This is a genomic window from Litorivivens sp., assembly GCF_057445395.1.
Window position 1 is genome coordinate 1 of sequence record NZ_JBVBUV010000030.1, and the last position, 23736, is coordinate 23736.

The 23736-nt window shown below is 51.3% G+C and carries 18 protein-coding genes; 8 read left to right on the plus strand and 10 right to left on the minus strand.

Going from position 1 to position 23736, the window contains the following annotated elements:
* Window positions 1-105 precede the first annotated feature (105 nt).
* The 4 genes from dnaA (at window position 106) to gyrB (ending at window position 6350) form a co-directional block, all read left to right on the plus strand.
* Window positions 106-1488 (plus strand): chromosomal replication initiator protein DnaA, encoded by a 1383-nt coding sequence (gene dnaA / locus AC222A_RS10280; RefSeq protein WP_486774934.1) that lies wholly within the window; start codon window positions 106-108, stop codon window positions 1486-1488.
* A 110-nt stretch (window positions 1489-1598) separates the two neighbouring features.
* A complete protein-coding gene (gene dnaN / locus AC222A_RS10285; RefSeq protein ID WP_372810675.1) occupies window positions 1599-2705 on the plus strand; it encodes a DNA polymerase III subunit beta in 1107 nt (368 codons plus the stop codon).
* A gap of 78 nt (window positions 2706-2783) precedes the next feature.
* Window positions 2784-3887, plus strand: coding sequence for a DNA replication/repair protein RecF (gene recF, locus AC222A_RS10290; RefSeq protein ID WP_486774935.1), 1104 nt, complete (start codon window positions 2784-2786; stop codon window positions 3885-3887).
* Between the two features lie 45 nt (window positions 3888-3932).
* Entirely contained in the window at window positions 3933-6350 is a 2418-nt protein-coding gene (gyrB, locus tag AC222A_RS10295) for a DNA topoisomerase (ATP-hydrolyzing) subunit B (RefSeq protein WP_372764511.1), read from the plus strand.
* A 54-nt stretch (window positions 6351-6404) separates the two neighbouring features.
* Here gyrB and ahpF read toward each other — a convergent pair whose 3' ends face one another.
* On the minus strand, window positions 6405-7976 hold the full coding sequence (gene ahpF / locus AC222A_RS10300; protein ID WP_372810672.1) for an alkyl hydroperoxide reductase subunit F: 1572 nt from the start codon (window positions 7974-7976) through the stop codon (window positions 6405-6407).
* A gap of 68 nt (window positions 7977-8044) precedes the next feature.
* Window positions 8045-8608 (minus strand): alkyl hydroperoxide reductase subunit C, encoded by a 564-nt coding sequence (ahpC, locus tag AC222A_RS10305; protein ID WP_372759909.1) that lies wholly within the window; start codon window positions 8606-8608, stop codon window positions 8045-8047.
* Between the two features lie 190 nt (window positions 8609-8798).
* Between ahpC and AC222A_RS10310 the strand changes: the two genes are divergently transcribed.
* A complete protein-coding gene (locus AC222A_RS10310; protein WP_372765123.1) occupies window positions 8799-9725 on the plus strand; it encodes a hydrogen peroxide-inducible genes activator in 927 nt (308 codons plus the stop codon).
* A gap of 323 nt (window positions 9726-10048) precedes the next feature.
* Window positions 10049-10993 carry a 1-acylglycerol-3-phosphate O-acyltransferase, YihG family gene (locus AC222A_RS10315; protein ID WP_372750602.1) on the plus strand — a complete coding sequence of 315 codons (945 nt, stop codon included), beginning with the start codon at window positions 10049-10051 and terminating at the stop codon, window positions 10991-10993.
* On the opposite strand, the gene AC222A_RS10320 is transcribed toward AC222A_RS10315, so the two are convergent.
* Window positions 10990-11736, minus strand: coding sequence for a TetR/AcrR family transcriptional regulator (locus tag AC222A_RS10320; RefSeq protein WP_486774936.1), 747 nt, complete (start codon window positions 11734-11736; stop codon window positions 10990-10992). The two genes, AC222A_RS10315 and AC222A_RS10320, sit on opposite strands and share 4 nt — an antisense overlap.
* A 164-nt stretch (window positions 11737-11900) precedes the next feature.
* Between AC222A_RS10320 and AC222A_RS10325 the strand changes: the two genes are divergently transcribed.
* Together AC222A_RS10325 and AC222A_RS10330 are read left to right on the plus strand one after the other, a co-directional pair.
* Window positions 11901-13715 (plus strand): EAL domain-containing protein, encoded by a 1815-nt coding sequence (locus AC222A_RS10325; RefSeq protein ID WP_486774937.1) that lies wholly within the window; start codon window positions 11901-11903, stop codon window positions 13713-13715.
* A gap of 55 nt (window positions 13716-13770) precedes the next feature.
* Window positions 13771-15567, plus strand: coding sequence for an ABCB family ABC transporter ATP-binding protein/permease (locus AC222A_RS10330; RefSeq protein WP_486774938.1), 1797 nt, complete (start codon window positions 13771-13773; stop codon window positions 15565-15567).
* A gap of 23 nt (window positions 15568-15590) precedes the next feature.
* On the opposite strand, the gene AC222A_RS10335 is transcribed toward AC222A_RS10330, so the two are convergent.
* The 7 genes from AC222A_RS10335 to AC222A_RS10365 form a co-directional block, all read right to left on the minus strand.
* Window positions 15591-16646, minus strand: a complete 1056-nt coding sequence (locus AC222A_RS10335) for a sensor histidine kinase (RefSeq protein WP_372783387.1) — start codon at window positions 16644-16646, stop codon at window positions 15591-15593.
* A gap of 152 nt (window positions 16647-16798) precedes the next feature.
* Complete coding sequence (locus AC222A_RS10340) at window positions 16799-17842, minus strand: ATP-binding protein (protein WP_372749829.1); 1044 nt, start codon at window positions 17840-17842, stop codon at window positions 16799-16801.
* Window positions 17843-18010: 168 nt separating this feature from the next.
* Window positions 18011-18292 carry a YebG family protein gene (locus AC222A_RS10345; protein WP_372749830.1) on the minus strand — a complete coding sequence of 94 codons (282 nt, stop codon included), beginning with the start codon at window positions 18290-18292 and terminating at the stop codon, window positions 18011-18013.
* Window positions 18293-18437: 145 nt separating this feature from the next.
* Window positions 18438-18899 (minus strand): response regulator, encoded by a 462-nt coding sequence (locus tag AC222A_RS10350; RefSeq protein ID WP_372749831.1) that lies wholly within the window; start codon window positions 18897-18899, stop codon window positions 18438-18440.
* The gene (locus tag AC222A_RS10355) at window positions 18899-21448 is read right to left on the minus strand and encodes a sensor histidine kinase (RefSeq protein ID WP_486774939.1); all 2550 of its coding nucleotides are present in this window, start codon (window positions 21446-21448) and stop codon (window positions 18899-18901) included. The genes AC222A_RS10350 and AC222A_RS10355 overlap by 1 nt, the downstream gene beginning before the upstream one ends.
* 66 nt (window positions 21449-21514) lie before the next feature.
* Entirely contained in the window at window positions 21515-22009 is a 495-nt protein-coding gene (locus AC222A_RS10360; RefSeq protein ID WP_372759116.1) for a response regulator, read from the minus strand.
* Window positions 22010-22118: 109 nt separating this feature from the next.
* Complete coding sequence (locus AC222A_RS10365) at window positions 22119-23684, minus strand: cation:proton antiporter domain-containing protein (RefSeq protein WP_372749327.1); 1566 nt, start codon at window positions 23682-23684, stop codon at window positions 22119-22121.
* Between the last annotated feature and the right edge of the window lie 52 nt (window positions 23685-23736).

The window sequence follows — 23736 nt, forward strand, 5'->3', positions numbered from 1 at the left end:
ACAGCGACGCGTGTCGCCATGATCAAACACAACTATAAAAAGGCAGGAGAGGTAAGAGTGCCGGAAGTCGCTTGGGACCAATGTCTGGGTTATTGAGAGAGTGAGTTGCCGTCCCAGCAGTTCAACACCTGGATTCGGCCATTGCGTGCGGTAGCCAATGGCAGCCAGCTGCAGCTATTCGCGCCTAACCGGTTTATAAAGGATTGGGTAGTTGATCGCTACCTGGACAGAATTTCCCAATTGGTTGGTGAAATTGGGCCTGGGCCTTTTGATGTTGTGGTGGAGATTGGTAGCCGCAGTGCAGAGCGTCGCGTTCCTCCTGTGCGGTCGTTGCAAAATAGTGATCGTCCGGCCGTTGCATCCGAGCCGGCACCGGTGCAGGCCGAATTGGCAGCTATTCCGGAAAGGCCCGTCGTCAGACCAGCGCCTTCGGTACGCCGCGTTGAGGTAGAAGGCAGCGTTCGGCATCAGAGTTCGCTGATTGAAAACCATACCTTCGATACCTTTGTGGAAGGTAAGTCGAATCAACTGGCGCGCGCTGCTGCAATGCAGGTGGCAGAAAATCCCGGCCAAGCCTACAACCCCGTGTTCCTTTATGGTGGCGTCGGTTTGGGGAAAACCCATTTGATGCACGCTGTGGGCAACGCAATGCTCAAGCAGAAGCCGGATGCGAAGATAGTTTATCTGCATTCAGAGCGGTTTGTGGCGGATATGGTAAAAGCCCTCTCTCTGAATGCCATAAATGAATTCAAGCGCTATTACCGCAGTGTCGATGCCTTGTTGATTGACGATATTCAGTTTTTCGCGGGTAAAGATCGCTCCCAAGAAGAATTTTTCCACACCTTCAATGCACTGCTTGAAGGCGGTCAGCAAATGATACTGACTTGTGATAGATACCCTAAAGAAATCAATGGCTTGGAAGAGCGATTAAAATCCCGTTTCGGCTGGGGGCTGACGGTGGCGGTAGAGCCTCCAGAGTTGGAAACGCGGGTCGCGATTTTGATGAAAAAGGCTGAGCAGGAGCAGGTTGATCTGCCTCAGGACGCAGCTTTTTTTATCGGGCAAAGGGTGCGTTCAAATGTGCGTGAACTCGAAGGTGCTCTCAAGCGGGTAATCGCCAGTGCCCGCTTTATGGCGCGCTCGATTGATATACCTCTAATTCGCGAGTCTCTGAAAGATCTGCTCGCGTTGCAGGATAAGCAGGTCAGCATTGATAATATTCAGCGCACGGTAGCTGAGTACTACAAAATTAAAGTAGCCGATCTTACCTCCAAGCGTCGCAGTCGCTCCGTGGCGCGGCCGCGTCAGTTGGCCATGGCATTGGCCAAGGAATTAACCAACCAGAGTCTGCCGGAAATTGGTGATAGTTTTGGTGGTCGAGACCACACAACCGTGCTGCATGCCTGCAAGAAAATAAAGGAATTGCGTGAAACCAGCGCAGACATTCGTGAAGACTATCAAAATCTGCTGCGTTCGCTCACAACCTGACGCTCGGGTGTCCTTTTTAAACACCTCAAGCTAGCACTTTTAGCGCCGAGTACCGTATGATAAGTGCCTATAATTGAACCAATAAATCCAACAAGGATCGCCCTCCGACCATGAAATTTGTCATCGCCCGCGAGGCCTTACTCAAACCCTTGAATCTGGTAGCTGGTGTTGTGGAACGTCGGCAGACGTTGGCCATTCTGGCAAACGTACAGTTAGTGCTGGATGGACAGGAACTTTCGCTTACCGGCACGGATCTCGAGGTAGAGTTGATAGGTCGGGTTGAGTTGACCACCCCACCGGAGTCAGAGGGTGAGATTACAGTACCGGCGCGTAAGCTGGTGGATATCTGTAAGTCGCTCCCGGATGGTTCTGACATCGAATTTAATCTGGATGAGAATCGCCTGATACTTAAATCGGGCCGCAGTCGCTTTACCCTGTCTACTCTTCCGGCAGCGGATTTTCCTAGTGTAGAGCAGAGTGATAATGGGCAAAGCTTTTCGCTGAAACAAGGCGATATAAAGCGCCTTATTGAGAAAACCGCCTTTGCAATGGCCCAGCAGGACGTGCGTTATTATCTCAATGGTATGTTGTGGGAAGTTAGTGAAGGTCAATTGCGCACGGTTGCCACTGACGGTCACCGCTTGGCGATGTGTACCCTGACGGCGGCATTAGATGCACCTAACCCACTACAAGTGATTGTTCCCCGTAAAGGGGTGAACGAGCTCACCCGTTTGTTGGGTGACGAAAACCACGACGCCGAGGTGATGATCAGCGCCAATCATCTTCGTGTGGTAACGCCGGGCTTTACGTTTACGTCAAAGCTTATTGATGGAAAATTCCCGGACTATGAACGCGTGTTACCGCGCAGTAGTACGAAAACCGTGTTGGGTGATCGTGAAGCATTGCGCCAGGCGTTTGGTCGAACTTCTATTTTGTCGAACGAGAAATACCGCGGGGTACGTCTGGGTTTGACCAGCGGCGAGCTTAAAATTCAGGCTAATAACCCCGAACAGGAAGAAGCCGAAGAAGTGGTGGCTGTGGATTACGAAGGGGCTGATCTCGAAATTGGCTTTAATGTCAGTTACTTGATGGATGTTTTGGGCGCTGTAAGCGGCGAAACCGTAAAGCTGTCGCTATCAGACCCCAATAGCAGCGCACTGCTGGAAGAAATCGACAGTGAAGAAACTCGCTATGTCGTTATGCCGATGCGGCTGTGATTGTCCCATCAATAACGTGTCGGTAAGGAAAAAGGGCGTCAATAGCGGCGCCCTTTTTCGTTTGAGCAAGCACACCCGATGTTATTAGATCGTCTCTATATAGAAGCTTTTCGGAATATTAAAACCGTGTCGCTGACAGGTTTTGGGAATACCAATCTTTTCTACGGCGAGAACGGTTCGGGAAAAACGTCTATTCTTGAAGCGATATACACCTTAAGCGCTGCCCGCTCGTTCCGTACTCATAAATGGCGCTCGTTGATCAGTCATGGCGAAACAGCCTTTACGGTCTCCGGCAGTGTCATCAATCCCGCCGGCGTAGAAACCAAACTAGGTGTGCGTAGAGCGCTTCAAGAAGCGTCGGCCTTTGTCAGGGTCGACGGACAGACGGTGAAAACCGCGAGCAGTCTAGCGCAACTGCTGCCAATTCAGGTTATCGATAGTGCTACCTTTTCCCTTTTGGAGGGCGCGCCAGAGAAACGCCGCCAATTAATGGATTGGTTGGTGTTTCACGTGGAACCTCAACGTTTTCTGCCTATTTGGCAGCGCTACGGCAAGGCCTTGCAGCATCGCAATGCCCTACTTCGTCAGCAGAATGCTTCAGTGTCCGAAGAGCTTGTCTATTGGACGCGAGAAGTGGCAACGGCTGGTGATGAGATAAACACCCTGCGTGAAAGTCTTTTTAGTGCCTTTGTTCCGGTGGTCATGGAGGTTTATGGAACGATTAACGAGCAATCGTCTCAGCCGGTAGAAATCAACCTCTCCTATCACCCTGGCTGGGACCGTGAGACCTCCCTTCGTGAGCGGCTAGAAAGCTCGCTCGATAGGGATCTGGAGCTAGGCTATACACGCGATGGCCCGCACAGGGCGGATATAAGGGCTAGAGCGGCAGGTAAGCCTGCGCTTGAGGTGCTGTCCCGGGGTCAACTTAAAAGTCTTATTGCAAGTTTCAGGGTCGGCCAGGCGAAGTTATTGCGCCAATATGGTATAAATAGCGTTGTATTGGTGGACGATTTGCCCGCAGAACTGGACGATTCCAGGCGACGGGCTCTCTGCCGGATTTTGAGCCAATTAGGGCTCCAGGTTTTCTACACGAGTATAGAACAAGACGATCTGGCATCCTGTTTCGAAGAACAACCGAAAAGGTTCCACGTGAAACACGGTCAGGTTATCCCCCACGCCTAAAGATCGACCACCCCTGCTCCATTAGTTGCAGAATAAGAGGACGCCATGAGCGAAGGTAAACAGTACGATTCGTCCAGTATTAAGGTTTTAAAAGGTCTAGATGCGGTTCGAAAACGCCCTGGCATGTACATCGGTGATACTGATGACGGCACAGGCCTGCACCATATGGTGTTTGAGGTGGTTGATAACTCTATCGACGAGGCCCTCGCGGGTTACTGCTCTAAAATAGAGGTTATTATCCACCCCGATGAGTCGATAACGGTACGCGACAATGGTCGCGGCATCCCCACGGAGATACACGAAGAAGGTGTTTCGGCGGCCGAAGTTATCATGACGGTGCTGCACGCTGGCGGTAAGTTCGACGATAACACCTACAAGGTGTCAGGCGGCCTCCACGGTGTGGGCGTTTCAGTGGTTAACGCACTGTCAAAAAAGCTTGTGCTGACTATTCGTCGCGGCGGCAAAGTGCATGAACAGAGTTACACCCATGGGGTACCCGACTCACCTTTGGCCATCGTTGGCGATGCGGATACTTCCGGTACTGAGCTGCGTTTCCACCCTTCTGAGGAAACATTTACCAATATTGAGTTTCACTTTGATCTGCTGGCTAAACGCTTGCGGGAACTGGCCTTCCTGAATTCTGGTGTAAATATCGATTTGATCGATGAGCGCAGCGGAGAGAAAGAAAACTTCTGCTACGAAGGTGGGTTGCGGGCCTTCGTTGAGTTTTTGAATCAGAATAAGAGTCCAATAAACAATGTATTTCACTTCACGACCGAAGGTGAAGGTGGTGTTGGGGTGGAAGTTGCCCTGCAGTGGAATGATGGATTTCAGGAAAACCTGTTTTGCTACACCAACAATATTCCGCAGCGTGATGGGGGTACTCACCTGGCGGGTTTCCGGGCTGGTCTTACCCGAAATCTGAATAACTATATCGAACAAGAAGGCTTGGCCAAAAAGGCCAAGGTGAGCACTACGGGCGATGACGCACGCGAAGGCCTCACCGCGATCATCTCTGTAAAAGTGCCGGACCCGAAATTTTCCTCGCAAACCAAAGACAAGCTGGTCTCGAGTGAGGTTAAAACCGTGGTCGAGCAGGCCATGAGCGATAAGTTTGGCGACTTCCTTATGGAAAATCCAAACGAAGCCAAGATTGTCGTACAGAAAATGCTGGATGCAGCACGCGCACGCGAGGCTGCACGTAAAGCTCGCGAAATGACGCGCCGTAAAGGCGCCCTGGATATTGCCGGTCTTCCGGGTAAGCTGGCAGATTGTCAGGAGAAAGACCCTGCCCTGTCTGAACTCTACCTTGTGGAGGGTGATTCTGCGGGCGGTAGTGCCAAACAGGGTCGCGATCGCCGCACCCAGGCAATACTGCCTTTGAAAGGTAAGATACTAAACGTCGAAAAGGCGCGTTTCGATAAAATGCTGTCGTCTGCAGAAGTGGGCACCATGGTAACCGCACTGGGTTGTGGTATCGGCAAGTCAGAATTTTCGATAGAGAAGCTGCGTTATCACAGTATTATTATCATGACTGACGCCGATGTGGATGGCTCCCATATCCGTACCCTGCTGTTAACCTTCTTTTTCCGCCAGATGCCGCAGCTTATTGAACAGGGGCATATTTTTATCGCCCAGCCGCCGCTTTATAAGATTGGTCGCGGTAAATCGCATACCTACCTGAAAGACGATGAAGCGCTTAACGACTACCTGACGAACTCCGCCCTTGAAGATGCTGCGCTATTCGTTCACCCAGAAGCGCCCGGCATTAGCGGCCAGCAACTGGAACAGTTGGTGCGCGACTACCGAAGTGTGGAAAAGGTTATCGATCGCCTCAGCCGTGTTTACCCCGACATAGCCTTGTGGCAAATGCTCGATGCACCCACCCTTACCCAGGCAGGGATGCAGGATCGCGCAGTTGTAGAGGCATGGGCTCAGGATCTGCAGGATCGCTTGGCCACGACCGTTGAAGCTAAACACAACCGCTATACGATCAGTGTCCACGAAGACAAAGAACGCCACGATTTTTATCCAAAAATCACCGTTATCGCTCACGGAGTGAGCACTGACTATCTCATTACGCGAGAGTTTGTAGGCTCTTCGGAGTATGCAAAAATAAAATCTGTTGGCGAGCAACTGTCGGGGCTACTGGAAGATGGCGCGTATGTGAAACGCGGCGAGCGCTCCCAGCCAGTTACAACCTTTGGCGAAACCCTCACCTGGTTGATGAAGCAGGCGGAACGCGGATACAACATCCAGCGCTACAAGGGTTTGGGTGAAATGAACCCGGATCAGTTGTGGGAGACCACCATGGATCCCCAGAGTCGCCGCATGCTGCGAGTTACGATTGAAGATGCGATAGCTGCCGATCAGATATTCACAACGCTCATGGGCGACGTGGTTGAACCCCGTCGTGAATTTATCGAGACTAACGCCCTCAACGTTGCCAACCTGGACGTCTAGAAAAACCGGGGTCGTATCGTATAAAAAATATACGATACGACCCCGGTTTATGGGTTACGCGGCCAGATCAGCTGCTTCGTCGGTAGTGGCCAGCAAGTACTCGAAGGCTGTCAGTGCTGCTTTGGCGCCCTCCCCCAGCGCTACGACGATTTGCTTGTAGGGAACGGTTGTCACGTCACCGCAGGCAAATATGCCGGCTTCGTTTGTTTCGCCACGCGCATTGACGATCACTTCGCCACGCTCGCTCAATTCCACGACTCCCTGAAGAAAACCACTGTTGGGCAACAGGCCTATCTGAACAAACACGCCGGCCAAAGGTAGTGTTTTCCGCTCGTCGGTGCTTCTGTTGACATACACCAGCCCACTCACCTTCCCTTCGTCGGCGACTATTTCGTGGGTTGCCACATTGGTCAGCAGGTGGATATTACTGCGCTTGCGAGCCTGTTCTATCAGTACCTGATCCGCTTTTAACTGCGGCATAAATTCAAACACGGTAACGGATCTAACAATGCCGGAAAGGTCGAGAGCGGCTTCTATTCCTGAATTACCGCCGCCAACTACCGCGACGTCTTTTCCTTTGAAGAAGGGTCCGTCACAGTGAGGGCAATAGGCGACCCCGCTGCCGACATTTTCCTTTTCCCCTGGCACGCCGAGTTCGCGCCACTTGGCGCCAGTGGCTATTATCAGCGTGCGGCTATTGATGATTTCACCAGAGCTGAGTGTCAGGCGTTTTATATCTCCCTTTGTGATGTGAGTGACTTGCTGGTGCTCTCGCAAGGTGACCGCGTAGTCTTGAAGGTGAGCACGCAAATTCCCACTGAGTTCCGGGCCTGTGGTTTTAGGGACTGAGATGAGGTTTTCAATTCCTTGGGTATCTTTTACCTGCCCGCCTAGTCGATCTGCAACCAGTGTAACAGCCAACCCCTTGCGTGCCGCGTAAATCGCTGCTGCTACACCGGCGGGGCCAGCGCCGATAACGGTAACGTCCTGAGTGGGTAGCTGCTCAGGTGGCGTGGTGCTGAGGCTGGGAAATCGTCGTTGCAGCTTACTGAGCAGTTGTGCAGTGTCTACCTTGCCGTTAGCGAATGGTTCGCCATTAAGATAAACCGCGGGCACGCCCTGTATTGCGCGTGCTTCGACGGTTTTCTGAAACAGCGCGCCATCAATCATTTCTGTTTCAATCTTGTTATTCAACAAGGCGAACTGATTTAATGCCTGCACTACATCTGGGCAATTGTGGCAGCTTAAGCTGATAAAAACCTCAAAATGCAGGGGCTCATCGATTGCCTGAACCAGTCGTTGCATTGCGCCATCAAGTTTAAGTGTGTGTCCACCTGCCTGCAGTATCGCGAGAATCAGCGAGTTAAATTCGTGACCGCCTGGTATTCCTGAAAATCGAATACCAGTGTCGCCTTGTTCGTTTTCAATGGAGAATGATATTGGACTGCGCAAATTACTATCACGCTCCACAAAATTTATAAGATCTGACACATTACTTATGTCGCGAAGAAAGGCGTAAAGTTCTGCTCGTTGTTCATGAACACCGGTCTGCAGAACCAGTGTTACTTGTTGTGTCAGGTTTTCCGTGTAGCCCTTAACTGCGGCTAGAATATCTTGGCTTAACATGGTCTGTGTTCCTGTGCCGGTGTTTTGTAAAGGCCCTCACTCTCGACAAGAGTGAGGGCGGCTTGTGACTAGATTTTGCCAACGAGATCGAGGCTTGGCTTCAAGGTGTCCTGCCCCGCTTCCCAGGCTGCCGGGCAAACTTCGCCATCGTTGTCGCGAACATATTGCGCGGCTTTCACCTTGCGCAGCATATCTTTTGCAGAGCGACCAATACCCAGATCGTGGATTTCAGCAACCTTAATGACGCCGTCTGGATCTGCTAAAAAGGTTCCGCGCAGCGCGACACCTTCTTCCTCTATCATTACGTCAAAACCACGCGCTATTTTTCCTGTGGGATCGCCCAGCATTGGGTAGCGGATTTTGCCGATGGCATCACTGGTGTCGTGCCATGCTTTGTGCACAAAGTGCGTATCGGTCGAAACAGAAAATACTTCCACCCCCAGCGATTGCAGTTCGTCGTAGTGTTTGGCCATATCTTCCAACTCGGTCGGGCAAACAAAGGTGAAGTCTGCCGGGTAGAATAGAAAAATAGCCCATTTGCCTTTTACGTCGTCTGCAGTGATGGTCTTGAATTCGCCGTTGTGAAACGCTTCTGCTTTAAAGTCAGGAATGGTTTGGTTGATTTTAGCCATGAGTGTTTTCCTCTCGGTTAATGCGTTGAGCCGTGGTGACATCGCCACCGTTGGAAACCACAATAGCGCTCGTGATGATTCAGATAAATTGAATTAACTTGAATCATATGTTCTATTATTTGGGATATTGAGGCGCTAAAACACCCTCTGCACGGGCTGACGAATACATACTGACTGAATAGGAAACCCGATGATTTCTCTGAAACAGCTGAACTACGCGATCGCCGTGGACAAGCAGCGCCACTTTAAGCGGGCTGCTGAGGAATGCGCGGTATCTCAGTCGGCCTTAAGTACCGCGATTGCTGAGCTCGAAAGTCAGCTGGGCCTGCAAATATTTGAGCGCAACAATAAGCAAGTACTGGTAACAGTGCAGGGAATGCGGGTGCTGGCCAAAGCTCGGGAGGTGGTTGCGGGCGTTAAGGATCTCTATCGACTGTCGGAACAGGAACAAGCGCCGTTGAGTCTGCCCTTGAGCCTCGGTGTTATCCCGACGATTGGCCCATATCTGTTACCGCAAGCGTTGCCCTGGGTTAGAGAGCAGCACCCGAACAGCCAAATAACCATCATTGAGGAACAGTCTGCTGTATTGGTTGATAAGGTGCGTAACGGCGAGCTGGACACTGCGATTCTCGCACTACCCTACCCAATCGAAGGCCTGCACGCTTTTGAGTTCTGGGCGGAAGATTTCTATCTGGTGACCCACAGGGCGGATGCCCTGGCTGGTAAAACGCGAGTTGCTGGGAAGCAACTGCGCGACTCCCGCCTATTATTGCTCAAAGACGGACACTGCCTGAAAGACCATGCCTTGTCGGCTTGTCGATTACCCGCCAGTGAGACTGATCAGGCGCTGGCGGGAACCAGCCTCCATACACTGATCCAGATGGCAGCCGGCCGGCTGGGCAGCACTCTGGTTCCAGAGATGGCTCTCGACGCGTTGTTGGGTAGCAACCGTGAGCTGGTGGCGATCCCACTACAAGATCCGGGGCCACACCGAAGGCTGGCGTTTATCACTCGGCTCAACTATGCGGGCGTACCAAATGTTGAGTATCTAAAGGGGCTATTTCGCGAGGCCTTGCTAAAAAAAGATTCAAGCAATGACCTAAAAAACCGATCATAAAAATAAATAAATTCAAATTTATGGCACATGAGTAAAGTGAGAAGCTTGAGCCGTTGTATCTATGTATTGCAGGAGCAATCCAAATGACAAGGCTTATCAAACGACTTCTGATCCCCCCAGCGAGCGACCAATGGGTGTGTAATTACAGCAACGACTACTACGGTGATCAGCTGTGTAAAACTGTCAGCCACTAACCTATTGCTGCGGCGTCGCTCGACTCTAACAGACCGCCGTGGGGCTATAGCAACCCGGCGCTGAGACCATGCAAATAAGGCGAAAGCACTTTACAATGTTGGCACGGAGAACACTGATGGACATAACACGTGCTGAGCTTTCTTCCCCATTGGCTGCGCGGCAGCCTGAGTTTGCTGTTAATCATTCTGTCGACGGCCTTTTGGTTTGTGCCGTTGATTGTGCTGGCTTTTGTTAAATTGCTGGTGCCGATACAGGCGCTGAGAACTCTGTGCACCAAATTATTGATCGAGATAGCGACCATCTGGGTTGGCTTTAACAGCGCCCTGTTGCAGGTGATGAACGATATTACCTGGGATGTCGAAGGGCTCGATAAGTTACGCCGTGATGACTGGTACCTGGTAACCTGCAATCACCAGTCCTGGGCCGATATTCTGGTGGTGCAGAAGGTTCTCCATCGCAAAACCCCAATGCTTAAATTCTTTCTTAAACAACAGCTTATATGGGTTCCTGTGATCGGGGTGGCTTGGTGGGCACTCGATTTTCCCTTTATGAAGCGCTACACCTCGGAGCAGATCCGAAAGAAGCCCCAATTGCGCGGCAAAGATCTGGAAACTACACGCCGCGCCTGCGAAAAATTCAAGCATACGCCGGTGGCGGTCTTCAATTTCATGGAGGGTACCCGCTTTACACCGGAAAAACATGAGGCACAGCAATCACCCTACCGCTACCTCCTCAAACCCAAGGCTGGTGGTACAGGCTTTGTGCTGGGTGCGATGGGCGATCAGTTGCATACCATGCTTAATCTGACCATCCATTACCCCGACGGCAACCTCGGTTTCTGGGCTCTGCTCTGTGGACGCTTGCAGCGCGTGGTTGTTCGCGGAGAAGCCGTCTCTATACCGGCTGAGCTGCTCAATCGTAATTACCAGGAAGACGAGGCCTTTCGGCTGCATATTCAGCAATGGGTTGGCGAGCTATGGTCGGCCAAAGATGAGCAGCTTGCTAAATTGCACGGGTCGGATATCGCAGATAGCTCGGCTGTGAACGAAGAGCTTACCGAGAACATGAACTAAAATTGAATGCCGAATTCCGACGTTCCGTCTATGTCACTATTGCGCTGCCTACTTTCGCTTAAAATACGGTGAAAATCCTGTTCTGGTAGCGAGAAAGCGTTCTGCAATGCGCCGTTCACGAGGAAGGTCAGAAGTTGAAACAGACTGTAGTCCATTATTTCGGTTACCCGCTCTGGTGGCAGCTTGCCCGCTTTTATTCCAGCACATAAATCGCGTTCAATTTCGCCAATAGCCTGCGCTGCAGCGCCTATAATAAACGTTGAGAGTTCTGCGCAGCGGCGTTCGCCGACCAGATATTCCAGCTGTAGGCGTGCGTTTTCCATGATCGATCGGAAACCAAGATCCAGGTCCCGTGTTCGGTCGGTCAACGTCTTGACCATGTCGGGGTTGGTAACATCCAGGCGTTGTAACATTCGCCCATAGTAGCTTTCAGGCAATTGGGTGCGAATGATTTCAAAGATTGGAAAGAGTATCAGCAACAGCTGATAGTGAAAGGCATCGCCTCGGGGCGTTTCCGAGAGCACCGCGACCACCCCGCTGCGGTGATGCATGATCTGAGGTATGCGATATTCAATTGTCGCTTGAATCAGCCCGGCCTTGTTCTTGAAATGATAATTGACCGCTGCGGCATTTCCGACATTGGCGTCGCTGACAACCGAGTTTAACCTGAGGCCACTGGTCCCCACCTGAGAAATTAGTTTTTCGGTCGAGACGATAAGCCGCTCGATCGTTCTTTGGCCCACTGACAAATACCTTTTATTTCCTATGCATCAATAGGTTATAAGCAATTAGCTGCAGGTTGAAGCGATATGTGCGAGATCGACTAAGATTGAAATAAGTCCATTACTTTGACCACCGCGTTTTGAACTATGATGAATTGTTGTGCTACTGATTTACGAGGAGCCCAATGAGTGAGAACGTCGAAAAGGAACCGGTCGCCGTTGAAAATGCTCGCATTTCTGCGCTGACCCGCACGGGTTTACTCGACTCCGCAGCAGAGCCAGCCTACGATGCGCTGGTTGAGTTGGTCGCGGGCCTGTTCGACGTACCGATGGCGCTTATCAGCCTGGTCGATGAAGAGCGGCAGTGGTTTAAGGCGAAAGTGGGTGTTGGCGTAACAGAAACCCCACGTGAGATAGCGTTTTGTGACCATGCGATTCGCGCCGGGGGTGTCTTTACCGTCCCAGATGCGGCCTTGGATCCCCGGTTCTCAAATAACCCCTTAGTAACCGGAGAGCCTAATATCCGGTTTTATTCTGGGGCGGTGCTGTATTCTGATGATGGGTTTGCGCTTGGCACCCTGTGTATTCTCGACGACAAACCTCGGCCGCCGCTTGAAGAGTCCACCCGGGAGCGACTCGTCCTCTGTGCCCGATTGGTCGAAGCACTGATTCGTGGGCGAACCAAATTAGATGTGATTTCGGGGTTACTGTCGCAGGATATTGCGAAGTCTTATGAGACAGTAAACATCACATTAACCCGGTCTTCGCGATTAATGAACCGGCGCGAATTTGATCATGCCATTAAGGACGTTTTTTCCACCGACAGTGCGGCGCACGGTGTGTTTATTTTTCGCCTTGATTGCCACACCCTGCTCGATGTGGGCTTTGCCATCCCAGAGCAGGTTCAGGAACGTTACGTGGCTAACGTTTTAAAAACCTTCGGCAACTCTGCACTGGCGGTTGGACGCCTGGAATACAATACATTTGCGGTGCTCTACGCTACCGATAATCAAGCTATTGGAGCATTGCATTACCAGCTGCAGGCGCTAAGCCCATCAGCCGATGAGCGTCGTTGTAGCGTGATTGGGTGCCTTATCCCAGAGCTTTGGGACTTTCGTTCTCGCTCTACGTTATACAGTTTTTTTACCTACTACTATCGCAACCGTTATCGCGGTACCGAACACTGCATAGAGATGTACAGCCGGGAATACCACGCTGATATATTACGTTGTCTCTACATCCGAGATCATTTAGAAGAAGCCTTTCGGCAGCGGCGCCTGACATTTGTCTATCAACCAATTGTTGATGCAAAAACGCGCAGTATTCTCGGCTTTGAAAGTTTAGTTCGCTGGTTTGACTCCAGGGGTGAGCCGATAAACCCAGAGATTCTGGTCATGGTTGCCGAAGAAGCTGGCTACGCCAGGCGGCTTTTCACCTACTGTTTGGATGCAGTGTTTGAACAAGTCTCAATATTGAGAAATGAAAAGTTGCTCGGTGACAAAACCTTCTCCATTAACATAACCGCAGATAATCTAAGTGATACTAACTTTGTCTCCGATATCAAAAATGCATTATCGCACTGGAACATTTCGGCGCACAGCATACAGTTTGAAATTACCGAGCAATCGTTGGTAGATGACCTCGAACTATCGCTCTCCAATATTAGAGAGGCAGCTGCACTTGGCTTTGATTTTTTACTGGACGACTTTGGCACAGGATATTCCAGTCTTCAGATGCTGCGTTCTCTTCCAATAAAAGGCATCAAAATAGACAAGGTGTTTGTTAAAGATATCGGCAGGGATATCCAGGCGTCTTCGTTTATTCAATCCATGATCACGCTATGCCATATCGCCGGGCATTATGTGGTGGGCGAAGGGGTAGAAACTCAGAGCCAGGAAATTGTACTTGCGGCGCTGCAATGTGATCGCTTACAGGGCTATTACTACGCAAGACCACTGGCTGCCGGTGATGTCATTCGGGCTTTGACAGACAAACCCTAAGCGGCACGAATTCCTACAACAACGTATACTGTGAGCTTTTCCCAACGAGCTCACTATGCGCAGTTTGCAAACCGATGTTCACGCCAAAGACGTCGACTGGCGTATTCTACGCCAGCTTTGGCCCTACCTATTTGAGTTTCGCAGCCGCATTGTGTTGGCGCTGCTGTGCCTGGTCGGGGCAAAAGTCGCCAGTGTTGGCTTGCCGTTTATTCTCAAGCACCTTGTGGATGGCCTTGAACAAGCAAATGAGGCTGGTCTAATCGTCGCATTGCCTCTGGGTTTGCTGCTGGCCTATGGCTCGGTGCGCTTTGCCAATGTGCTTTTTGGCGAACTGCGAGATACGCTGTTTGGCCGCGTTACCGAGCGTGCCATGCGCCGCGTTGGATTGAAGGTATTTGAGCACCTGCATGCACTGGATCTCGAATTTCACCTTAATCGCCGCACCGGTGGTTTGTCGCGCGATATTGAGCGCGGCACTAACGGCATCAGCTTTTTGCTGCGTTTTATGGTGTTCAATATTGTCCCCACCTTTATCGAAATAGCGCTGGTTATCGTTTTGCTGTGGGTAAACTACAGCGTGTGGTTCGCACTGATCGTATTCCTCGCTGTTGCGTGTTACGTGGGGTTTTCGGTCTATGCGACAGAGTGGCGAACGCGTTATGTGCGCGAGGCAAATGAAGCAGAATCGCGTACCAGTACGCGAGCGGTAGATAGTCTGCTCAATTTCGAAACGGTTAAGTACTTTGGCAATGAGCGCTATGAAGCGGGCCACTATGACACCGAGTTGGCGGCCTGGGAGCTGGCGCGACGCCGCAACCGCTTGAGCCTGTTTGTATTGAATGGTGGGCAGGCGTTTATTATTGCTGGCAGCATGACCTGCGCCATGGTCCTGGCTGCACAGGAAGTGATTAATGGCGTAATGACCATTGGCGACTTTGTCTTAATCAACGCGTTTATGATGCAGATCTTTATGCCGCTGAACTTTCTTGGTTTTGTATACCGGGAAATGAAGGGAGCGATGGCCAATATCGAAGCCATGTTCAAGTTGTTAAAACAGACGCCTGCGATACAGGACAAGGACAATGCTCCAGCCTTACAGGTTACCGAAGGTCGTATCGATTTTGAGCATGTACATTTTTATTACGACGAGCAACGCCCGATTATTCACGGCTTGAGTTTTACGGTACCCTCCAGAAAGAAACTCGCCATCGTTGGAAGTAGCGGTGCAGGCAAGTCGACCTTGTTCAAGCTGTTGTTTCGCTTTTACGACGTGACCGAGGGGCGGATACTTATTGATGGACAGGATATACGCGAGGTCACACAAACGTCGCTTCGTTCAGCCATTGCGGTGGTGCCGCAGGATACCGTGCTGTTTAATATGAGCATTGGCGAAAATATCCGCTATGGTCGCGTGGGTGCCAGCGATGAAGAGGTTTGGGAGGCGGTTGAAACGGCGTATCTCGCAGATTTTATCCAGAGTTTGCCGAAGGGTTTGGATACGCTGGTTGGTGAGCGCGGTCTGAAGCTCTCCGGTGGCGAGAAGCAACGCGTGGCGATTGCCAGGGCAATACTCAAGCGGGCCCCTATCTTAGTGTTTGATGAAGCAACCTCGTCGCTGGACAGCCGCTCGGAAGCAAGTATTGTCCAAGCCATGCGTCGTGTCGCGGACGATCATACTAGTCTCGTCATCGCCCACCGTTTGTCCACCGTGGTCGATGCCGACGACATTATTGTGCTCGATCAGGGACGTTTGGTAGAGCGCGGCACTCATACCGAACTACTCATGCAGGGAGGGCATTACGCCGCGCTGTGGGCAATGCAGCAGAACGAGCGGCGCGAGTCATCACAATAGGGCCGAGAGATGAGGCCCGTTGTTTATGAACCGGCGTCTGCCGCTTTGGGCAGCGTAATGCGAAAGCAGCTGCCCGATCCGAGCGTGCTGGTAAATGAGATGGCTGCGCCTAGCCGCTTAGCGTTTTTATGGCAGATTGCCAGGCCCATGCCTGATCCTCGGAATTCGGAGTCGCCGTGTAAGCGAACGAAAGGCTTAAAGATTTCTTCCCAAAGATCTTCTTCAATGCCAATGCCATTGTCCTTGAACTCAAAGATGTGGTGACTTTCCGATTCCAGGTAAGTAATAGTTACGGTTGGTTTATCATTTCGATTATATTTCAGCCCATTGCTAATCACGTTCTGGAATAACTGAAAAAGCAAAGGCCGACAACTTTCAATCGTGAGCGCAGGTGAGTTGTTGACAACAGAACAAGGGCCTTGCTGATCTGATTTGGCGACTTCCGCAATTTCCTTGAGAAGATCTTTTACGTCGATCAATTCGTAAGCTATATCCGGTTCGTCTAGAAAGGTGGTTAGTAATTTTACCAGGTCAATGGCATCGCTGGCGGCGTGCTTTAGTTGGTCGCACATGACCTCTAAATCATCCAATTGACCGGCTTTAACGTCCTCGGAAATGATATCCGCAAAATTTCGCATCCGATTTAACGGTGCTTTCAGATCGTGAGAAAGTACACGTGCAAATTGCTTCAGCTCACTTTGCTGCTCGTGAATTGTCTTGCGCAGCTGCGCTTTTGCCTTGGCTGTAGCCATTGCATTTTCAAGGTTTTCTAAGGAAATCGACGCTTTTGGCACATAGTGATCTGCGCCTGCGTGACTCGCGCTGGTCGCAAGCGTTTCGCTGCCGTGGCCAGTTACCATAACAATGGGCAAAAAAGGGTGGCATTCGCGTATGAGTTCTAAGCCCTGAAAACCGTCGACGTCAGGCATCTGGTAATCCAGTAACATTAACTCTGGCTGGTGGAGATCGATTTTTTCTATTGCTTCGTCGATGGATGATGCTTCTTCTATATAGACGGGCCCTTCCGCTCTCGATAACACGCGCTTGGTCGCGGTTCTGTCTGCCCTGTCGTCATCCACTATCAATATGTTCATGGGGGCACCCTGTTAAAATTGTCGTTAAAAACGAAACAAGACGATTGTGCATGAACCGGTATGAATTTTCGGCGTACCTTATTTTTACTGGCGATTTCCAAACACGCCTTTATTTATACTAGCACACGCGACAGCCTCTACTGCGCAGGAAATTGCAGCATGAATATCGAACCGCCGCTTGGGGCGGTGTAAACGGAAATGCCACCGCCCAGGCGATGCGCATTTCGTTGGCTTATCGCTAAACCCATCCCCGCGCCCATAGAGCCCGATTGATCAGTGAGCCTAAAAAAGGGTTTGAAAATACGTTCGCGGTATTGCGGCGCAACGCCAGCGCCGTTGTCCTGAAATGCCAGGCAGTGTTGTCGATCTTGCTGCGCGTAAGAGACGAAAACGTTCGGATTGTCGTGGTCGTTATGCTTCAAACCATTACTTATTAGATTTTCCGCGATTTGCTGAAGTAGTAAACGGTCACTATTAATAATAGGGAGTTTTCCAAAGGTCACCGTCGATTCAGTACCCCCGTAAAGACGGCGACTCGTTGCTGCTGCTTCGGCAACAAGGTGCTCAAGGTCTACAAGCCCCTGTTGGTCGGTTTTGCTACCTGTGCGTACAAAATAAGCGACCTTTTTCATTAGCTCGGTAACACCGCCAGCTGACTTGATCAGATCATCGCAGTTTTGCTCAAACGCTTTGTTGTGTGTGACTCCGGGGAGCAGGGCATGCGGTGTCCTATTTGAATGATCCCTGTCTGCGGATATCTCTTGGGCAATGTCTTCCCTATGTCGCTGTTCTTGAGCCAGACGCCGACGTGCTTCGGATTTGCCTTGGGCGATGGTCAGGGTGTTTTCTAGGGCTTGTGCCGTCAGGCCGTCTTTCTGCAGATAGCCGTCAGCGCCGGCTGACAGCGCGGTGGCACCAAGCCTCCTATCGCCGAAACCGCTAATCAGGATCACGGGAATGAGAGTGTCAATATTTCTGACAAGATCAAGCCCCTCGAAGTCGGCAATACCTGGCATGCGGTAGTCAAGTAATACCACATCTGGCTTACTTTGTATGAGGTGCCGCAGTGCATTGGCGATAGTGTGGGCTTCTTGCACTGCGGTGGTTGCAGCGCACTTCTTCAGCAAACGTTGAAGCAGTGCGCGGTCAGCGGGGCTATCATCCACCAGCAGTATTTTCATGGTGGCCTTGGGTACGTGTAGTTGCTTCGGGTAAAGCTGCCAGACGAACTCTTAGCTGGCAGGCACTTATCTAGTGTCTCTCAGCGATACGGAACGCCGCTATAGCGGTAACTACGTACCCGTAGTATGGACCACCGTCAGGAGGGGCTGCTACGGATGGGGAGAGGCCTAGCCATTAGCGGCCAGCGTTGTTACGTTGCTGTCTTCGCCACTGATGTTTGCCAGTACCTCGATTTTTCCTTTGCTAGCCTGAATGAGAAGCTCTTTGTTGCGAGCCAGTAAAATTCCGAATTCCTCGGCTTCTTTCTCATCGGCACTAGGTACGTGGTGTAACAGCAGTTCGGTTAGCTGCTCCGCCAGTTCCAGCATTTTGTCGTAGGCGTCCGCGTCTTTCTTGTTGTCAAACATGGTGTTGTCCCGGTCACACATCCACTTGGCTATTACCGCCATGATTTTTTCCTCACTGATGGTCGCTCGTCTATCTAACTGTATATAAATACAGGTTTAGTGGCAAGAGGCAGGGCCAGAAATAATGACCTACTAGAACCTTGGCTAGTTGTCATGGCGAGCTGACATTGAATTGCTTTTGTATTCGTCAAGAATCGGTGTCCATGCGATTCTTTGAAAAACTAGTTAAGGTAGGAAACCGCACTACACGCTGGTAGCAGTCTAGTAATTCCACCAGCTTCAGAAGCTCTGCTTCTGTTTTACGAATGTAGCCAGCAACATTCAGGTCATACGCAGCCATGGTATCTTCTTCACGTGCTGATGCGGTTAGCATAAATGCAACGGTTCGATTTAAGCCGGGTATCTGGCGCAATTCGGTTAGGAATTCGATGCCGTCCATGCGGGGCATATTGATATCAACCAGCAACAGGTGTGGGCCGTTTAATTTTTCCTGACCGTTTCTACCCAGAAGAATATCCAGTGCATGAACACCATCAATCGCACGATGGACGGCGTTATCTAATTTTGCCTTGCGGAGTGCGCGCTGTAGAGCTTTGGCATCGCCATCGTCATCTTCGAGCAGCAGTATGTTTATGTTTTTTTGATTCATTATCTGTTGGCTTGCTGAGGTGATATTGGCCACGTAATGGTAAAGCAGCAACCTTCGCCTACTGCCGAATGTACCTCGATTCTACCACCATACAATGTCACGTATTTCTTAACAACTGACAGGCCGATGCCGCTACCTTCCACTTGATCGCGTGGTTTCAAGGTTCGAAAAATATCGAAAATGCGCTGGTGATACTTAGCCGGAATGCCGGGACCATTGTCTGCCACGGTGAAGATATAGCTGTCGCCCACTGTTTTTACGTCGACGTCGATACGCAGTGAGCGGCCTTCTCGGTGCTTGATCGAATTGCCAATTAGGTTATATAGGATCTGTTGTAGTGGCATACGTGCGTTCGCGATATTTGCAAAATTTTCAGAAATATTTAGCACAACGTCTTCTGGTGTGGCTAGCAGGTTGACGATATTTTCCATCATCTCCGTACCGCTAATTTTTTCACGGAAGCGATCGTCGGTGACCCGCCCTATTCGTGAGTATTGCAGCAAATCATCGAGCAGGCGCTCCATCCGGTTGGCGCGATTCTGCAGCAGATCGAGATTCTCTCGATCCTCGTCACGTAAGTGCTCGGCGAGATCCTCTTTTAACCATTGCGAAGCATTGTGGATGACTCGCAACGGGGCTTTCAGATCGTGGGACGCGAGATAGGCAAAATTCTCTAACTCCTCGTTAATGGCGCGGAGTTTGTTCTCAATTTCTTTCAATTCTGAGATGTCGCGAAATACGGTAACTGCGCCGGTGATCGTGCCCTTATGATTTACAACCGCAGAGCTTGTATATTCCACTGGGTAGCATTTTCCATCAGGACGCCAAAATACCTCGTTGCGTTCGAAATGTTGGCCACCCTCTTTCAGAACGCGGTAGATATTGCACTCTTCTTCAGGGTAAGGACGCCCGTCCGCGTGCGAGTGATGCAAGATGGAATGTTGTTTTTTGTTGAGCATTTGTTTGGCTGAGTAGCCAGTAATTCTCTCTGCGGCCTGGTTAAGAAAAGTTGTTCTTCCCTCAGCATCTAGGCCGAAAATCCCCTCTCCTGCGTTGTCGAGTAACAGGGTGAGCTGGCGTTCTTTTGTGCGCAACAGATCTGAATTGCGATCGGATCGTAATAGAAGCTGGGATGTAATCACCAAAAGCACAGCGATAATAAGCCCGGACACTAACACCATGTCTTGAAGGTTTGTGTGTATGTCATTGTAGTAGTGAGCCGTTGGCCAGACCTCTAATGTCCACGTTTTACCAAGTAGTTCCACCTGGTCAGTTATCGCCCAAAACCGACGAAACTCATCCTGTTTGGCCGTCGTTTCGAAGAGGCGATCCCCGCCTAGCGATACCGTTAGGTGCATTAGATCAAGATACTCGTGAAAAAATACACCTTGCAACAGTGCTGCACCGTCGAATACAGCGAGTACAGCCGTGTTTTTGTCACCACGACTTGCTGGGCTGGCCATGATGAACTGCCCGCTTCCTTCACGCAGCAAACTCGGGTTGGAAATGGCTAATCGCTCGCTTGCCCTACCAGCTTCGCTCAAAGCCTTCTGTATAACATCAGGCTGAATCTGTTGCGGGGCTTGTTCACTAACTATCCACTCTACGTTTTGAGGAATGCCGGAAACTCGTGCCAGCGCAATCATGCCCGGGTGGTCTAACAGGTACATTTCAGCATCGAGTCGCCAGGCGGCCAGATCAGGCTCAGCACTGCGTGCGAGCCGGTTGGCCATTCGACGAAGAGAATAGGCCTGAGAGCGAAGTGAATGACGCAGACCACTGAGGGTCATGGCGCTTTCCTGGCGAATAGTTTCTCCAAGATGGCGAGCTTCTGTTTTGCCTAGTGCCGCCCACAGCATGATGGAGAGACCAATGACGAGCGGCACCAGCACGCTGACAACCATCTGGATGAAGCGGTGTCGGTATTTGTTATACGCTGCACTTACGGTGCAACATAGACCCGAAATTCCGAGTAGTACGAAGATCAAAATACTACCAGGAGCCATACGTGCGATATTGCCCCAGCCGTAAAGACCCTGGTTTTGATCGTATAAAGCCCAGCTACTGACCAGGCAAATGGCAAACAGTGATAAGCAAACTGCCCGCAGAGCGTACGCGGCATCCGGGTCGTGCTCGCGGTGTGGCCACCACACTAAGGCCGCACCAAAAGCCATCAATGCAATGGATACTGTTGGTGCTAGGTTTAGTGTGTTAGTGAATGCGCTATTTTCAATTATCGCGTGAAACCAATGATCGATGTGCCAGCGCGACTTGCTGATGAACTGTACAAAATGCAGTAGTCCAATGAGACAGACGGGCAGTGCCAGCGCGGTAGTCAGATGAGGCTTTTTCCGTTGGTAGGTAATCAGAGCGAGCCCAGCGAGCAGCCCACCGAGCGCTGTATGGTAGTGGATCGCCATGTTGCCGAGCGCTAGGTTGACCAGATCCACGTTGGCAGTGTGCCAGCCGACTAGCACCGTTGCGGATAAAATGATGGCGAGGCTGGCGCAGACTACGGCGAGCCCTTTGCACAATCGCTGGTAGCCCATAGAGTAGATCGCCGTCCTTTGGTTTTTTTACTTTCTTGGCAATCGATATTGCGAAAAATGCCAGTATTAATGTCTGGATTTACTGCCTGCAGCGATGAGCAGACCTTCTCGCCGCCAATAGTGCTCTAAAAACTGGAGCCGTTCAATGAACGCCGCTGGTCCGAGCGCCTTATCGATATATCCATGTGCGCCAAGTTCATAAGCAAGGCGTATATCTTCGGGATTGGAGGAGGAGGACACCACAACCAATGGTAACTCCTTATAGTTTTCCTTTTGGGCTATCAGTTCCAGTGCTTTGAAGCCGTCAAGCTTGGGCATATTCAGGTCGATAAGAACCAAGTCAGGGGTAGGTACGGTCTGTTTGCACCCTTCAAGGCGAAGCGCATCTACCAGATAGTTGAGAAGCTGCTCACCGTCATCCACTACGCTCAACTCAAAGGGGATGTTCAGCTTTTCCAGGCCGCGTCGAACCAGAATTACGTCGCCGAGACAGTCCTCGGCCAGCAATATCTGCACTGGTCGGCGGGATGGGGCATTAGTTAGAGAGCGTTTTGAAGCCATCGCGTCCAATCTGTTTGGGCGCTAGGAACTCATCTCAGCGCGGTATGCATAAGTATAGTTGATTCACGCTACTGCGCTTCTTTCGCGTAACTAACTGAAAACGTGCCCTTTAGTTAGCGGGCTGGATTTGGGTCAGCACGTGTTCGGCGAAACCGTGACCGGCCTCGGCATAGAGATTGAAGGTTATGCAGCCGGCCTCCCGGATTTCCTGCTCTTCATCTGCATACCGCGATACCACCGCGAGCTGCCCCTTAAATCGTTCATTTTGAAGAAGTTTTACCACGCCCATGTTTTCCCGGTGATTCGTCAGACTGACCAGTATCAACTTGCGTGCAGGGAGGCTGGCCAATTGCCAGAAATCCCGGTCGTTGCCATCGCCGTGCACACAGTTGATACCTTCGGCCATTAGCCCCGCCACTTTGTCTTTGTTTTCTTCAATACAGACCACATTGCCAGGGTAGCGTTCGTCCAAATAGCGGTAGGCACCGGTACCCACCCGGCCCGCGCCGACAATAACAATGTCGGCATCGCTGAGGGTGTTGACCGATTCCTCAGTGCTGCGCGGCCCGCGCTCCCAGCCTTGCAACTTACCGGAAAAACGGGCGTAGATATCCCGAGCGCGGTTATTTAGTGGTGTTGCTACAAAGAACGAGATCGCCAACGCCAGCGCAATGGTGGTAACCCAAGCCGAGTCTATAATGCCCTCTTTGGTCGCCAATTGAGCGACGATCAAGCCAAATTCGCTGTAAGTGGCAAGCGACAGCGCGGCGAGCAGCGAGGTGCGGGCGCGTTGCCGCAGCCAAATAAGCAGGCACAAGTACACCACTGGGCGCAACACAATTAACGCGCCTAGCATAAAGGCAACCAGCAACATTTCGCCGCCCGGCAGGCCGTTAAATCCGATCTGAAGGAAGAAACCTATCAGAAAGATATCCTTAAACTGAATCAGGTTTTTGTAGAGCTCAGTGCTCTTGTCATGGCTGTTCAGCAGCATGCCGATGACTAGGGCCCCTAAATCACCTTTCAGATTGACCGCCTCAAACAGGCCGGCGCCACCCAGGGCGACGACAAAACCAAATAGAACCAGTAACTCGCCGTGTCCCACGGATACCAGCAAGCGGCCAAGAAGCGGTCGCAACAGCGGCAGTGCCACCAGTGCTAGCGCGTACACACTGGGAAATTTGCCCGAAGCCGCAACCAGGTATGTCACGGCAAACAGGTCCTGAATGATGAGAATGCCGATGGCAATGGCGGCGTGAATGGCGACCGCTTCACCGCGCTCTTCAAAGGTTTTGGTGGTAAACACCGTGCTGGAGAATGACAGTGCAAAGGCCAGGGTAAGGCCTGCTTCAGGGCTGGGTAGCGCCAGCGACGGTATCAGAAGTCCGGCGCCCGTCAGCGCTAGCCAGGTGAGCGGCACCACGGCGATCATCTGTAGGGTGGCGGTGCCCCACACCTGGGGCGCGATCAATTCACGCAGGTTCAGCTTCAGGCCGATGGTAAACAGCAGCAGCGTAATACCGAGGTCGGCAATGGTCCCCACGGCTTGTCCCTGGCCGAGCCCCAGCGCGTGTGCCACAAAACCTGCCAACAGATAACCCAGCAACGGTGGGTAACCCAGCGCGCGAAAGCCCAGACCGGCGACAAACGCGAGCAGTATGACTAGAGGTTCCAAACGGTAAATTTCCTTAAGTTCTTAGTGGTTAAACACGAAAACCAGACAATAT

Excerpts from the sequence above, each read along its gene's own strand:
- dnaN (WP_372810675.1), top strand. The coding sequence starts at position 1,599 with ATGAAATTTGTCATCGCCCGCGAGGCCTTACTCAAACCCTTGAATCTG.
- recF (WP_486774935.1), top strand. The coding sequence starts at position 2,784 with ATGTTATTAGATCGTCTCTATATAGAAGCTTTTCGGAATATTAAAACC.
- gyrB (WP_372764511.1), top strand. The coding sequence starts at position 3,933 with ATGAGCGAAGGTAAACAGTACGATTCGTCCAGTATTAAGGTTTTAAAA.
- ahpF (WP_372810672.1), bottom strand. The coding sequence starts at position 7,976 with ATGTTAAGCCAAGATATTCTAGCCGCAGTTAAGGGCTACACGGAAAAC.
- ahpC (WP_372759909.1), bottom strand. The coding sequence starts at position 8,608 with ATGGCTAAAATCAACCAAACCATTCCTGACTTTAAAGCAGAAGCGTTT.
- AC222A_RS10310 (WP_372765123.1), top strand. The coding sequence starts at position 8,799 with ATGATTTCTCTGAAACAGCTGAACTACGCGATCGCCGTGGACAAGCAG.
- AC222A_RS10325 (WP_486774937.1), top strand. The coding sequence starts at position 11,901 with ATGAGTGAGAACGTCGAAAAGGAACCGGTCGCCGTTGAAAATGCTCGC.
- AC222A_RS10330 (WP_486774938.1), top strand. The coding sequence starts at position 13,771 with ATGCGCAGTTTGCAAACCGATGTTCACGCCAAAGACGTCGACTGGCGT.
- AC222A_RS10340 (WP_372749829.1), bottom strand. The coding sequence starts at position 17,842 with ATGAAAATACTGCTGGTGGATGATAGCCCCGCTGACCGCGCACTGCTT.
- AC222A_RS10345 (WP_372749830.1), bottom strand. The coding sequence starts at position 18,292 with ATGGCGGTAATAGCCAAGTGGATGTGTGACCGGGACAACACCATGTTT.
- AC222A_RS10350 (WP_372749831.1), bottom strand. The coding sequence starts at position 18,899 with ATGAATCAAAAAAACATAAACATACTGCTGCTCGAAGATGACGATGGC.
- AC222A_RS10355 (WP_486774939.1), bottom strand. The coding sequence starts at position 21,448 with ATGGGCTACCAGCGATTGTGCAAAGGGCTCGCCGTAGTCTGCGCCAGC.
- AC222A_RS10360 (WP_372759116.1), bottom strand. The coding sequence starts at position 22,009 with ATGGCTTCAAAACGCTCTCTAACTAATGCCCCATCCCGCCGACCAGTG.